Origin of the sequence: Salipaludibacillus sp. CF4.18, assembly GCF_051262595.1 — a bacterium.
Taxonomy (GTDB): Bacteria; Bacillota; Bacilli; order Bacillales; family Salisediminibacteriaceae; genus Salipaludibacillus; species Salipaludibacillus neizhouensis.
Window position 1 is genome coordinate 39,125 of record NZ_JBIMEV010000031.1, and the last position, 14,832, is coordinate 53,956.

Here is a 14,832-nt window from a genome sequence, read left to right on the forward strand (position 1 = left end):
TTATCCCTCCTCCCTTTCTAAAATATCGAAACTCATCGAAACGATTTCATCCATTCGCTCCTGTTTTTCCGTTAAATACAAATAACCAATTAATGCTTCGAAGGCTGTACTGTATCGGTATGTCGTATGGTCAGTATTCTTAGGAACTGTGCCAGACTTCGCATTTCTGCCACGCATTGCTACCGACACTTCTTCTTTCGCTAAGAACCCCTCCTCCAACAAGATGTGAAGCACCTTTGCCTGCGCTTTGGCCGAAACATAGCTTGTTGCTTCCTTGTGTAATCTATTTGGCCGCACTCGCCCTTTAGAGATGAGTCTGTAGCGAACATACGTCTCAAGTACGGCGTCTCCCATGTACGCTAAGGCTAAGGCATTTAACTGTTCCGGTTCGTGGACAACTTCTTTTAGTTTCATCACTCAGAACCCCTCTTCCAACGAGTTCCCTGAGGCGTATCTTCGAGAATAATACTTTGCTCTTTTAAACTATCGCGAATTTCGTCGGCTCTAGAAAAATTGCGATCCTTCCTAGCCTGAATACGTTCTTCAATCAATGCTTCAATTTGACCATCCAGTAACTCCTCCGCTCCTAATTGCATGCCTAAAACGAAGGCCATATCATCAAATTGAGTGAGGAAAGCTTGAAGTATTTCCGGATTCGAATGTTTTTCTTCCAAATAAGAATTACTTACTCTAACTAAATCAAACATTGCGGAAACGGCATTTGCACTATTAAAATCATCGTCCATCGCTTCCGTAAAACGGTCTCTTTGTTCTGTGATTTGTTTCAACCAACGGTCGTTCTTCTCACCAAGTCCCACTGTTTCAGATAAACGGTGCGATAGGTTGAAGTACGTTGTCTTAATGCGTTCTAAACTACTTTTCGCACTGCTAAGCTGGTCATCATTAAAGTTAATTGGACTTCTATAATGCGAATTTACGATGAAAAAACGAACGACTTCCGGGTCAAATTGTTGAATGATGTCTTTTACGAGCACAAAGTTTCCCAGTGATTTCGACATTTTTTCATTGTCAATGTTAATATATCCATTATGAATCCAATAATTAGCCATTTTTTTCTCATTTAAAGCTTCTGATTGAGCAATTTCGTTTTCATGGTGCGGGAACGACAAGTCCTGACCACCCGCATGAATATCAATTGTTTCCCCTAAGTACTTCTTCACCATCGCCGAGCATTCTATGTGCCAGCCTGGCCTTCCTTTTCCCCACTCACTCTCCCAGGAGATTTCACCAGTCTTCGCAGCTTTCCATAATACAAAGTCTAATGGATCTTCTTTTTTGTCCCCTACCTGGATTCTTGCACCTACCCGAAGATCATCGATTGATTGATGGGACAACTTCCCGTAACCATTAAATTTGCGTGTACGGAAATAGACATCCCCAGCAGATTCATAGGCATATCCTTTTTCTACAAGCTGCTCAATAAACGAAATGATTTCCGGCATAGATTCTGTAACACGTGGGTGCAAATCGGCCTTTTTTACGCCTAAAGATGCTGTATCATGATGATATGCTTCGATAAATCGCTCTGCAATACCCATAACATCCTCACCCATATCTTCGGCAGCTTTGATAATCTTGTCATCCACATCAGTAAAGTTGGAGATGTACTGCACTTCGTATTCTCTGTACTCAAAGTACCTTCGTACCATATCAAATACGACTGCGGGCCTTGCATTACCAATGTGAATATAGTTGTATACAGTTGGTCCACATACATACATTTTTACTTTGCCCTTTTCCATAGGCTTAAATGTCTCTTTTTGTCTTGTTAACGTATTATATAATTGTATCGTCATCCATTTTTCCTCCCTGAACTCTCGGTAACCATTGGTCTTTCGTTTATTTCTTTCAATTCCTTCACTTCTCTTTTCAATCGGATAAGTTCTTGTTCCAAAGATCTAAATTTATCAGCTACCGGGTCCGGTAAATTGATGTGATTGAGGTCATGATCTATTCTTATGCCATCTTGAACGACTATTCTGCCTGGAATACCGACCACTGTTGAGTTTGGCGGGACCTCTTTTAATACAACAGAACCCGCGCCAATGTTAGAGTTTTTCCCTATTCGCATAGAGCCTAACACTTTAGCACCTGTAGCTACCAGGACGTTATCCTCTAAGGTTGGATGACGTTTTCCTTTTTCTTTCCCTGTACCGCCTAACGTTACTCCTTGAAAAATAGTGACATCATTGCCGATCTCACAGGTTTCACCAATGACCACTCCCATACCGTGGTCTATAAATAATCGCTGGCCAATAACTGCCCCTGGGTGGATTTCAATCCCCGTTAAAAATCGGCTTACTTGGGAAACAAATCTCGCAATAAAAAATAACCTCTTTTTCCATAACCAATGAGCAAAGCGATGAGACCATATTGCGTGGACTCCAGAATAATTTATCATGACTTCAAATCTGTTTCTTGCTGCAGGATCCTGTTCTAAGACAACATCAACATCGTTTCTAAGCGTCTTAAACATGAAAGGTCCCCCCTTTCTACTTATAATATTTATGAAGAATATTGTTTAAAAACCTCTAAAAATGCCAAAAAACGCCTATGTGCCCTAATAGGACACAGAGACGCTTTTTGGCGCGGTTCCACTCTGTTTGAGCACAAAAAAACAAAGTGCTCCACTCTGAAAGATAACGGTCTTTCACCCGCCTAAAACTACTTTGGAAAGTTATCCGTTTGGAAATAGGACTCAGAGGGGCATTCGAAAGGAGATTATCTTAAGTCACTTTCAGCCACGGTGACTCTCTCTAATAAGATGACACATCCTTTTTACTTTTCCTCTTCAGCGATTTAACTATAAAAATAATGAAATTTAGTCATTGACTCTCTATTAAAAGAAACACATTTAGAGTAATTTGGCTAATCTTTGGTTTACAACAGCTTTCCCTAATAAAGCAATAGCTTGAGGTAAATCCGGTCCATGCATTTGACCAGTTGCAGCAACTCGAACAGGCATAAATAACTTTTTCCCTTTATGGCCCGTTTCCTTTTGTACTGCTTTAATGGCTTTTTTTACATGTTCTGCAGTGAATTCTTCCAAATCATTTAGTTTTGTTTTTAATGCAGCAATAACTTCCGGAACTTGTTCCTCTGCAAGAATTTCCTTTGCTTCTTCATTATAATCGATTTCTGCACGGAAGAACAACTCTGTTAACTCAACAATTTCCGCTCCATAACTCATTTTCTCCTGATGGAGGATAATTAAGTCATGCGCCCACTGCGTTTGAGCTTCGGACATATCTTTTGGTAATCGTCCTGCTTGAATAAGATGAGGAAGAGCAAGCGCTACTACTCTGTCCTCCGCTGCTTCTTTCATGTATTGGTTATTCATCCACGCTAGCTTCTGTGTGTCAAACACAGCTGGTGCTTTAATCACTCTGTCTAATGAAAATTGTTCAGCTAGTTCATCGATGGACAGGATTTCTTCTTCTCCGCCTGGAGACCAGCCTAATAAGGCAATGAAATTCACGATTGCCTCTGGTAAATAGCCGAGATCTCTATATTGTTCGACAAACTGAATAATGGATTCATCACGCTTACTCATTTTTTGCTTGTCTTCATTCAAGATTAACGAAGCATGAGCAAACTCCGGAGGCGTCCATCCAAATGCTTGAAAAAGCAAGACTTGTCGTGGAGCATTCGATAAATGTTCTTCTCCACGAATAACATGGGAAATTTCCATCAAGTGGTCATCAATTACTACTGCAAAGTTATACGTAGGTATGCCGTCCTGGCGAACAATAACAAAGTCGCCAACACCGTCGGACTCAAAGGTTACATCTCCACGCACCGCATCATTCACATGAATTTCTTCTTTCTCCGGCACAAGGAATCGTACGACGGGTTTCCGTCCCTCAGCTTCATAGGCTTGCTTCTGTTCAGCAGTCAAATTACGGTCACGCCCACTATATTTCGGAGTTTCTCCACGAGATCGTTGGTCTTCACGCTCTGCCTCAAGCTCTTCTGTAGTCATGTAACAATGATAAGCCTTGCCTTCTTCTAAAAGCTGATCAACAAACTTTTTATAGATGTCTAAACGCTCCATGCTTCGGTAAGGGGAATGGGGACCGCCAATATCGATGCTTTCATCCCAATTTATCCCTAACCATTTCATACTTTCCATTAACTTTTCCATTGCCGTGTCCACATTTCTGGCTTGATCTGTATCTTCAATCCGTACAATGAACTTCCCGTTTTGATTGCGGGCAAAAAGATAGTTAAAGAGTGCTGATCTAGCTCCTCCAATATGTAAATGGCCCGTAGGACTAGGGGCAAACCTTACTCGAATTTCCTGACTCATAGTATGACACCTTCCATTCTTATATTACTTACTCTATTAAAATGTTCAATGGTGAAATGAATTAGATTTGTTTCATGTTGCTAAGAGCTTTCAAGTCTTTCCCTTTTCTTCAGTAATTACATTCTAACATCAAGTTGTTTTCCAAAGATACTTTCTTTATTTGTTGTTTCCCACAAGTAAAACCACTGCCTGAGCTGCTATTCCTTCTTCTCTTCCGGTAAAACCGAGTTTTTCTGTGGTTGTTGCCTTCACATTTATTTGCGAAACCTCCGCTTGTAGTAATTCAGCAATCCGCTCCCGCATCTTCTGAATGTGGGGAGTCATCTTTGGTTTTTCCGCCATTATTGTACAATCAATATTTCCAAGTTTATAACCTGACTTTTTAACAATTTGCCACACGTGCTCTAATAGTTTTGCAGAATCTGCATCTTTGAATGCTTCATCTGTATCCGGGAAGTGTTTACCTATGTCTCCCTCTCCAATTGCTCCTAAACAGGCATCGGCAATCGTATGTAGCAGCACATCTGCATCAGAATGTCCTAATAAACCTTTGGGATGCGGAATGGTAATTCCACCTAGTATTAAAGGTCTTCCTTCTACTAATTGATGAACGTCAAAACCTTGTCCAATTCTCATGATTCCTTTTCACCCTTTCGTTTTTGAATGATTGCTTCTGCGAAAAGCAGATCTTCGGGAGTGGTTACTTTGAAATTATCATATCCGCCTTCAATAATCGAAACCGGCTGGTTCATGTATTCCATTAAACTTGCATCATCTGTCCCTATGTAACCTTGTTTCACGGCTGTTTCGTGTGCCTGAAGAATATTTTTTAAGTAAAAAGCTTGTGGGGTCTGTATTGACCATAAATGGTTGCGTTCCACCGTCTTCTCTACAAGAGTTCCGTTCACTTGTTTTATCGTGTCTTTCACCGGGACACCAACAATGGCTGCGCCTGTTTCTTCTACACTAGCAACCAACTCTTTGATCACTTGGATTCGGATAAATGGACGCGCTCCATCGTGTATTAATACGACCGGGTTTCCGGACAGAACTTTTAAGCCTTCATGGACACTGTTTTGTCGTTCCTTTCCTCCAACAACGAAATGGCTCACTTTAGCAATACTGTATTCTTTCATCAAGTCTTTCATCATAGCTATTTCTTCTTGATTTACTACTAGAACGATCTCCGAACATAGAAGATCCTCCTCAAACACACGAAGTGTGTGAACGAGAAGGGGAATATGATCGATTAATAAAAATTGCTTGTTTCTTCCCGTCTTCATTCGCTTCCCTTGCCCAGCTGCAGGAATTACAACATGATAGTTTTTCATCGGTACCATTCCTTTTTAAAACTTACTTCTATGTTTATTCTCGCATGCAGATTAGCTTTATAGCAAGTCTGTAGTCAAAAAAATGCAATAAACCTCACTAGTTTGCAAGTAATACATGCAAATACTCTTAAAGAGCAGAAAGCGTCCAGGTTTATTGCATCAGTTTAAACGTAAACAATTATTTTTCGAAAGGTTTTCTAAAAATTTATAGCGCTTTTTCCATTAGTTTCGGACGGGCAAATATCATTCTACCTGCCGATGTTTGTAATACACTAGTAACGACTACTTCTATATTTTTACCAATATAATTTCGTCCTTCTTCCACAACAATCATTGTCCCATCGTCTAAATATGCGATGCCTTGATTCTGTTCTTTTCCATCTTTGATTACCTGTACACCCATTTCTTCCCCGGGTAAAACAACAGGTTTTACAGCATTTGCTAAATCATTGATGTTCAAAACAGCTACCCCTTGAAGATCGCAAACTTTATTTAAATTGAAATCATTTGTTACAACATATCCGTTCATAAGCTTAGCTAATTTAACAAGCTTACTATCTACTTCTTGTATTTCCTCAAAATCACCTTCATAAATCTCCACATTCACATCAAGTTCTTTTTGAATTTTGTTTAGAATATCGAGTCCTCTTCTTCCGCGATTACGTTTTAATACATCGGATGAATCAGCGATATGCTGCAATTCTTCTAGTACGAACTCTGGAATAATAAGCGTACCTTCAATAAATCCTGTCTGACATATATCCGCAACTCGACCATCAATAATAACACTTGTATCTAAGATTTTAAGTTTACTATGATCATTTCCTTCGATTTCAGGATTCTTTTTGGATCCCCCCCTAGGGAATAAACCCAATAACTCGTCACGCTTTTGAAACCCAACCTGAAAACCCAGATAACCAAATAATAAAGTAATCAATACTGGAAGGATAGAGCTCAAAATGGGGATTTCTACTTGATTAAATGCCCACGAAATTACAAATGCAAGCATTAAACCTACCACTAATCCCATTGTTCCAAACAAAAGATCTGTTATCGGGAACTTAAGAAGAGTTTCCTCTATTAGCCGGATAAAGTTAACAATACTGTCAACAAACCAATAAAGTATTAAGAATAATATAAGTGCACCTAAAATCGCGCCAGTATAAGCGTTTGCCAACCAATTTGGTATGGAGTCTACATCAATAACCTGGAATAATTCAGGCATAAAAATGTATCCGACTGTTCCACCGATAAATAGAATCACTATTTGTACAATTTTATGAAGCATATACTTCACCTCCTATACTTATTATAGACAATAGAAATTTTTCCAAACATAAAACATTAAAATTACAAAAAAACACTAAATTCATAGTAACACTTTATCACCGGCTTACTTAATTGTCAATAAAAGTAAACTAGCAATTATATCGTTATTTAGTTCTTACGTCAACACTTGTTTATTTTTGACAAGCCAATATTAGATGTGTCGATCCACAAAAAACTGCTCCTGAATTCTTCTTAAACCCTCTTTTATTTTCTTTGCTCTTGCCGTGCCAATCCCATCCACTTCATCCAATTCCTCAATGGTCGCTCGCATAATTTTAGGTAGATCTTTGTATCGATCAACAAGATTCTCTACCACCAACGGAGGTATTCTAGGTATTTTATTTAAAATGCGATACCCTCTTGGACAGATGGAGTGATCGGATAAATTTAGATTTTTTCCGTAACCTAACAATTTTACAATTACTTGATCCTCAAGTAATTCATCATTAGAAAGCTTTGTCAACTTTTTCAATATATCTTCCGCGGTATGCTTTCCTTCTTTCATATAATCCTTGATCAGAAGTATCGCTTCTTTTTCAGTATTCATAACGAGTTCTTCCAACTGCATCGAAATAAGTCTTCCTTCATTCCCAAGTTCATTGACGTAGTTTAAGATCTCACTCTTAATTCTAAGGACCATTTCAATTCGGTGCATGACTTGAGAAACCTCTTGGAAAGTAACTAATTCCTCAAACTCGAGTGCGCCTAAATTGGTAATACTTTGATCCAGGACTGATTTGTACTTTTCCAAAGTTTGAATAGCCTGATTGGCCTTCGTTAAGATAACACCAATATCTTTTAATGCATATCGGTACTCTCCCTGATATAACGTGATCACATTTCGTCTTTGTGAAATAGAAATCACCAGGTTTGCTGTTTGTCTGGCTACACGTTGAGCAGTTCGATGGCGTATTCCTGTTTCTGTCGATTCGATCATATTATCTGGAACGAGCTGCGTGTTCGCGTAAAGAATTCTGCCCGCATCCTCACTTAATATAATCGCCCCGTCCATTTTAGCTAACTCATATAAATAGGCAGGTGAAAAGTCACTATTAATAAAGAACCCGCCATCAACAAGCCTCGTCATCTCATTATTGTAACCTAGAACAATTAGTCCTCCTGTTTTTGCCCGAAGAACGTTATCAATACCTTCTCTCAACGCTGTTCCGGGCGCCACGAGTCTCAAGACATTATTTATAAAACTTGAATCATAATTCAAACGTTGGTGATCCACTTGAAACTCCCCCTAACGTTAGATTTAGTGCTTCATTTACACTGTTAATACCTATGACTTCAATACCATCAGGTATTTTCCAGCCTCCAAGGCACTTTTTAGGAATAATGACGCGCTTAAACCCTAATTTTAAAGCTTCCTGCACACGTTGTTCTACTCGAGACACACGCCGGACTTCTCCTGTTAATCCCACTTCTCCAATGATCACATCTGCCGGTGCTGTAGGTGAATCACGAAAACTAGAAGCTATCGATACGGCTATAGCAAGATCGATCGACGGTTCATCTAAACGAACTCCCCCCGCTACTTTTACATAAGCGTCATGATTCTGGAGCATCATACCTACTCTTTTTTCTAATACAGCCATAATTAAGGATATCCGATTGTGATCGATACCAGTAGCCATTCTTCTAGGATTCCCAAAGCTTGTTGGAGATATAAGTGATTGGATTTCCACTAAGACTGTGCGAGTACCTTCCATGGAGGCAACAACTGCTGAGCCTGCAGCTCCTGAGGATCTTTCTTCAAGAAATATTTCGGAGGGGTTCAACACCTCTTCTAAACCTAACTCTTTCATTTCAAAAATACCGATCTCGTTTGTGGAACCAAAGCGGTTCTTCACAGCTCTTAATATGCGATAACTATGATGACGGTCCCCCTCAAAGTAAAGAACACAATCGACCATATGTTCAAGAATTCTCGGTCCTGCAATAGAACCTTGTTTTGTCACGTGACCTACCAGGAATATCGCAATACCTGTTGTTTTTGCAATTCGCATAAAGGCTGACGTTGATTCACGCACTTGCGTTACACTTCCTGGAGCACTTGTCACACCATCCAGATAAACGGTTTGAATAGAGTCAATAATGACAAGAGAAGGGTTCATTTCTTCGATTACTTTTTCAATATGTTCTACATCCGTTTCAGCTAGTACAAACAGATTATCATTCCCAATTCCTAAACGATCGGCACGGAGTTTTGTTTGTTTCACCGATTCCTCTCCGGAAATATAGAGAACACGCTCGTTCCGCTCAGATAATGTTGCCGAAAGTTGTAAAAGTAAGGTGGACTTTCCAATCCCCGGGTCCCCACCAACTAATACAAGTGAGCCAGGTACAATCCCTCCGCCTAGCACTCTGTTAAGTTCATTGATATGCGTGCTTATTCTTGCTTCATCTGTACGTTCAATTTTTGTAATCGGCTGCGGTTTCGTTATCCTCGTTGCGGTTGCCGAACCAAACCCTCTTTTTCTCGCTGTAGGTTCAGCCTCCACCTCTTCTACAAGGCTGTTCCAACTTTGACATCCAGGGCATTTCCCCATCCATTTTGCTGATTCATACCCGCAGTCCTGGCATACAAATTTTGTTTTTCTTTTTGCCATCTGGCTGTCTCCTTTACATGATGAATTTTCAGATTTCCGAACGTATCTTTATTAAAATCTATGTCCTTTTACCTTGTCAAACAACCTTTTCTTCCTCATTATAACAAGAATCTTCTTTTAGAGCTTGTTTCAAAGATGTAAAAGGGAGAAGCCTCAATAAGCGACTTCTCCCGTTTCAATTCTTATTTTTTTTCTGGTTCTGGTTCTGGTTCAAGTTTACCTTGGGAGGTAACAACATATTCTCCGTCTTTTAGTTCCAACTTAACGGATTCACCTTTGGAAATATTTCCTCGAAGAAGTTCTTCGGATAACCGGTCTTCTACTTGTTTTTGCAGAGCGCGACGTAATGGTCTTGCTCCATATTCAGGATCAAAACCTTCATCAGCGATTTTCGTTTTCGCTTCTTCTGAAAGATCGAATCCAATTCCTTGCTCTTTTAATCGCTTGGTCAATTGATTTGCCATAAGTGTGACAATCTGTTGAATATGAGATTTCTGTAAGGAATGGAACACGATAATCTCATCGATACGGTTCAGGAATTCAGGCCGGAAGCTTTTCTTCAATTCTTCCATTACCTTTCCCTTCATATCCTTGTACTCTGCGCCTTCTTGTTGAGCAGTAAAACCAAGGCTAGATCGTTTAAGTGTACTAGCCCCCACGTTAGAAGTCATGATAATTGCAGTATTTCTAAAATCCACACGACGTCCTTTTGAATCTGTTAAGAATCCGTCTTCAAGCACTTGAAGAAGAATATTGAATACTTCCGGGTGAGCTTTTTCTATCTCATCTAACAAAATAACAGAGTAAGGCTTGCGGCGAACTTTTTCTGTCAGCTGTCCACCTTCTTCATGACCGACATAACCTGGAGGGGCTCCAACTAATCTGCTAGTCGAATGCTTCTCCATATATTCCGACATGTCTATACGAAGGATCGCATCTTCATCACCAAATAGTGATTCCGCAACCGCTCTTGCAAGTTCTGTTTTACCTACACCAGTAGGTCCTAGGAATATAAACGATCCAATTGGACGTTTCGGATCCTTTAAACCCGCTCTTGCACGACGAACGGCTTTTGAAACAGCAGTCACTGCCTCATCTTGACCAATTACACGATTATGCAAGATCTCTTCCATGCGCAGAAGGCGTTCAGTTTCTTCCTCTGCTAACTTGTTAACAGGAACTCCTGTCCAAATGGATACTACAGATGCAATATCTTCTTTTGTTACTTCTGAATTTTCTTGTCCTTGCTTTTCTTTCCACTCATTTTTTAGAGTTTCAAGTTCTTCTCGCTGCTTTTGTTCTTTATCTCTTAAAGATGCTGCCTTCTCAAATTCCTGGCTTTGCACTGCTGCATCCTTTTCTTTGCGAAGTTCATCAAGAGTTTGTTCTTTCTCTTTTAAATTCGGTGGTGCGGTATAAGAACGCAAACGAACTTTCGAGCCAGCTTCATCAATTAAATCAATTGCCTTATCCGGAAGGAATCGGTCCGCAATATAACGATCGGACATTTGAACAGCAGCCTCAATCGCTTCATCCGTAATTGTTACTCGGTGATGAGCCTCGTAACGATCACGTAAACCACTAAGTATTTGAATAGACTGCTCAGGTGTCGGCTCATCCACTTGGATTGGCTGGAATCGACGTTCAAGTGCAGCATCTTTTTCAATATATTTACGGTATTCATCAATCGTAGTAGCACCGATACATTGAAGTTCTCCTCTTGCAAGGGATGGCTTCAAAATATTAGAAGCATCAATTGCTCCTTCTGCTCCACCTGCACCAATTAATGTATGCAATTCGTCGATGAATAAGATAACGTTCCCGGCTTGACGGATTTCTTCCATCACTTTCTTTAAACGATCTTCAAATTCACCGCGGTATTTTGTCCCCGCAACGACCGTTCCCATGTCTAATGTCATTACGCGTTTACCGCGAAGTGTTTCAGGAACCTCGTTATCTACAATTTGCTGTGCAAGTCCTTCCGCAATCGCCGTCTTACCTACACCTGGCTCCCCAATTAAAACGGGGTTGTTTTTAGTACGTCGACTCAACACTTGAATCACACGTTCAATTTCCTTAGCCCTTCCGATCACCGGATCAATTTGATCTTCTTTCGCAATGGCCGTTAAGTCTCTTGCTAAGCCATCAAGTGTTGGTGTATTAACATTTGATGAACCTGCTCCTGAAGAAGATTGTTGCTGGCTGTTCGCTGACTCACTACTTCCTAAAAGGTGAAGCACTTGCTGTCTTGCTTTATTTAAACTTACGCCAAGGTTATTCAAAACTCGTGCAGCTACGCCTTCTCCTTCACGAATTAAGCCCAATAGAATATGCTCTGTTCCAACATATGAGTGACCAAGCTTTCTGGCTTCATCCATAGATAATTCAATTACCTTTTTAGCTCTTGGAGTGTAGTGAACTTGCTTTGTAGTTTCTTCTCCACGCCCTATAAGATTTTCTACTTCTGTTTGAATTTTTTCAGCACCTAAGCCCAAAGCCGTTAATGCCTTTGCTGCAATTCCTTCACCTTCACTAACTAAACCTAACAAAATATGTTCTGTCCCTATATTACTGTGCCCTAATCTACTTGCTTCTTCTTGGGCTAATGCTAATACTTTTTGAGCTCTCTCTGTAAATCTCCCGAACATCATATGCTGCACCTCCGTGATATAATCAATCTGCTAATTCTAGTTTTAATCGCTCTCTAATAAGCGCTGCTCTTCGTTGATCCCGATCTTCTGACAATAACGCCTCACCTGCATACTGCTGTAAAAATCCAGGTTGAGTTAAAATCATGAGTTCATTTAAAATATTTCCTTTTACGTCTTTAATTAAACCCATATCAATTCCCAATCTTACATCGGACAATCTCTTCATTGCTTCTTTAGATTCAATCCTGCGGCTATAAGCCAAAATACCATATGAGCGGTAAATACGATCTTCCAATAAAATTTGTGATTGCTGAAGAAGTGATTCTCTGGCCGCACGCTCATGTTGGATCAACTGACTCACAACACTCCGCAAATCCTCTACAATATCCTGTTCCTTTTTTCCTAAAGTAGTCTGGTTTGAAATCTGAAATAAATTTCCCTGAGCCTCACTACCTTCGCCGTAAATCCCTCTCACAACAAGGCCAAGTTGATTAATTGCTGGTAAAATTCGATTAAACTTCTTTGTTAAAACTAAAGCCGGTAAATGCATCATGACCGAGGATCGAAGGCCTGTTCCCACATTTGTAGGGCAACTTGTTAAGTATCCACGTTTCTCATCAAAGGCAAAATCAAGTTTTTCTTCCATCCAGTCATCCATATCGTTGGCGTATCTCAATGACTCATCAAGTTGAAACCCGGAGAGCAAACATTGAATACGAAAGTGATCTTCCTCATTAACCATAATACTTAATGACTCATCCTCGCTTAATAAAACAGCGCCTGCTTTTGTTTCTCTAGAAAGGTTAGGACTGATTAAATGTTTTTCCACTAACACACGTTTTTCATTTTCTTTTAATTCATTCATCTGGAGTAATTCCAACACTCCAAACTTTATATGGTTTTGACCAGCATATTTCTCCTTTACCTGAGAGATAATTTCTCCTAATTGGTTTTCTTTCGCAATAATTGGATAGGGTATATGCTGTAAGTTTCTTGCTAATCTAACTCTACTGCTAATCACAATATCTGACTCTGGCCCTTCATTTTTCATCCAGGGGCTAATCGCATCGTTCATAAAGGATTCGATAGACATGATCAATCACCCTCCTTTTCCTGCAAATTATTTTTCAGAGAACGGATTTTATCTCTTATCTCAGCAGCCTGCTCAAACTCCTCATTTTCTATTTGGGTCTTCAAAGTACTTCTTAGATTCTCTATTTCCCGGTGAACATGCAAATCCTTCCCTTTTCTTTTAGGTATTTTACCCGCATGCTCCGCGTTTCCTCCATGAATTCGTCTGAAGATAGGGTCTAACTTTTCATCAAAAGTTCGATAGCACTCTGCGCAACCGAATCTTCCAATCTCCGCAAACTGCTGGTACGTCAAACCGCAGTTTTTACATGTGAGTTCTTCCCGCTGACTCTTTAAGGAAGGACTTTCTTTTGTCGTAGAAAAAGGCTGCTCCGTATCCAGTAGTCCAGATAGTAATTGATGAATAGAAAAGCTATTTGATCCAGGGATATAATCCCCTTTGTCTTTGGCACAAGTCTCACAAATATGAAATTCAGTCTTCTCGCCATTAATTATTTTTGTAAAGTGTAAGCTCGCCTGTTTCGATTGACATTCCTGGCAAAGCATCGATTCCCCTCCTCATCTTTACTCATTCTTTTCCTCATATTTCAAAGTAGCCAGCATTGCTTTTAAAAGGTTGGCACGTAACTCATCCCGATATGGTAATTTTAAAGCGATAACTTCCCTATGCATGCAACTGACCATAAGGTTTGCTTCTCTTTTTGTAATCGCTTCTTCTTCTACTAATCGTTTGATCATATTCATTGCTGCCGTTTGGGAAATCCCTTGCCCGACTAATTCAATTAGTTGATCATATAAAGCAAGCTGATTATGGTGGTGAACTTTTATGATGCGAATATAACCACCACCACCGCGCTTACTTTCCACGATATAACCCTTCTCGACAGTAAAACGCGTTCGAATGACATAATTTATTTGCGATGGTACGCATTCAAATTGTTCTGCTAGTTCACTTCTTTTCACTTCGATTAAAGCTTTCTCATTTCCTGCTATTACTTCCTTCAGATAATGCTCGATTAGATCAGAAATATTTCTCATCGCATCGCACTCCTCACCTTGCACAGTTGATGCCCATTATATATGATATGCAAAAAACAGTACTTCATTAAAATATTCATAATAAAGATCTGACTTTGACTATATTTGACTTTAATACTATTATAACTATTTTTTTTCCCTAAGCAAATATTTTGAACTTAAATTTCAAATTGTTTTGCACTAAAATTAGCTACAATTTTCTCAATTATATTCATCATGTATGTATCTCTCGTTCCAAAACCTTTCTTATATCTATTCCACTAAACACCAAGGTTCAATCTCATGATTTTAATCAAGTTTTGAAATAGGTTGTCGAAAAAACTGTTTATTAAATCCTGATTCATATAATACGGAATACATTAGACGTGCTTTTAAGTCCTTTCTTTCTTCCAGTACCGCTGGTAGGTGCTACCGCCGTAGCACCTACCTCAAGATTACAAACACAT

At 39.6% G+C, this 14,832-nt stretch carries 13 protein-coding genes and 1 other annotated feature; all 13 genes read right to left on the reverse strand.

The features are described from left to right. On the reverse strand, positions 1-414 hold the full coding sequence (locus ACHABW_RS16905; RefSeq protein WP_435756885.1) for a Mini-ribonuclease 3: 414 nt from the start codon (positions 412-414) through the stop codon (positions 1-3). Beyond that, a complete protein-coding gene (gene cysS / locus ACHABW_RS16910; RefSeq protein ID WP_110938006.1) occupies positions 414-1,817 on the reverse strand; it encodes a cysteine--tRNA ligase in 1,404 nt (467 codons plus the stop codon). Before cysS ends, ACHABW_RS16905 begins: the two co-directional genes overlap by 1 nt. Continuing rightward, entirely contained in the window at positions 1,814-2,497 is a 684-nt protein-coding gene (gene cysE, locus ACHABW_RS16915) for a serine O-acetyltransferase (protein WP_435756888.1), read from the reverse strand. Before cysE ends, cysS begins: the two co-directional genes overlap by 4 nt. A gap of 93 nt (positions 2,498-2,590) precedes the next feature. Then, positions 2,591-2,825, reverse strand: a binding site (T-box leader). 50 nt (positions 2,826-2,875) lie between these two features. Next, complete coding sequence (gene gltX / locus ACHABW_RS16920) at positions 2,876-4,330, reverse strand: glutamate--tRNA ligase (RefSeq protein ID WP_435756890.1); 1,455 nt, start codon at positions 4,328-4,330, stop codon at positions 2,876-2,878. A gap of 156 nt (positions 4,331-4,486) precedes the next feature. Continuing rightward, entirely contained in the window at positions 4,487-4,969 is a 483-nt protein-coding gene (ispF, locus tag ACHABW_RS16925) for a 2-C-methyl-D-erythritol 2,4-cyclodiphosphate synthase (RefSeq protein WP_435756904.1), read from the reverse strand. Beyond that, a complete protein-coding gene (ispD, locus tag ACHABW_RS16930) occupies positions 4,963-5,661 on the reverse strand; it encodes a 2-C-methyl-D-erythritol 4-phosphate cytidylyltransferase (protein WP_435756892.1) in 699 nt (232 codons plus the stop codon). The genes ispF and ispD overlap by 7 nt, the downstream gene beginning before the upstream one ends. Positions 5,662-5,866: 205 nt before the next feature. After that, positions 5,867-6,949, reverse strand: coding sequence for a PIN/TRAM domain-containing protein (locus ACHABW_RS16935; protein ID WP_435756894.1), 1,083 nt, complete (start codon positions 6,947-6,949; stop codon positions 5,867-5,869). A 192-nt stretch (positions 6,950-7,141) separates the two neighbouring features. Then, positions 7,142-8,224: a DNA integrity scanning diadenylate cyclase DisA gene (gene disA / locus ACHABW_RS16940; RefSeq protein ID WP_435756896.1), complete on the reverse strand. Its 1,083-nt coding sequence runs from the start codon at positions 8,222-8,224 to the stop codon at positions 7,142-7,144. Beyond that, the gene (gene radA, locus ACHABW_RS16945) at positions 8,199-9,605 is read right to left on the reverse strand and encodes a DNA repair protein RadA (RefSeq protein WP_435756898.1); all 1,407 of its coding nucleotides are present in this window, start codon (positions 9,603-9,605) and stop codon (positions 8,199-8,201) included. The genes disA and radA overlap by 26 nt, the downstream gene beginning before the upstream one ends. A 182-nt stretch (positions 9,606-9,787) precedes the next feature. After that, positions 9,788-12,256 carry an ATP-dependent protease ATP-binding subunit ClpC gene (gene clpC, locus ACHABW_RS16950; RefSeq protein ID WP_110938014.1) on the reverse strand — a complete coding sequence of 823 codons (2,469 nt, stop codon included), beginning with the start codon at positions 12,254-12,256 and terminating at the stop codon, positions 9,788-9,790. Between the two features lie 22 nt (positions 12,257-12,278). After that, positions 12,279-13,349 carry a protein arginine kinase gene (locus tag ACHABW_RS16955; RefSeq protein WP_110938015.1) on the reverse strand — a complete coding sequence of 357 codons (1,071 nt, stop codon included), beginning with the start codon at positions 13,347-13,349 and terminating at the stop codon, positions 12,279-12,281. 2 nt (positions 13,350-13,351) lie between these two features. After that, entirely contained in the window at positions 13,352-13,894 is a 543-nt protein-coding gene (locus ACHABW_RS16960; protein WP_435756901.1) for a UvrB/UvrC motif-containing protein, read from the reverse strand. Positions 13,895-13,912: 18 nt separating this feature from the next. Beyond that, on the reverse strand, positions 13,913-14,386 hold the full coding sequence (locus tag ACHABW_RS16965) for a CtsR family transcriptional regulator (protein ID WP_110938017.1): 474 nt from the start codon (positions 14,384-14,386) through the stop codon (positions 13,913-13,915). Positions 14,387-14,832: the final 446 nt, after the last annotated feature.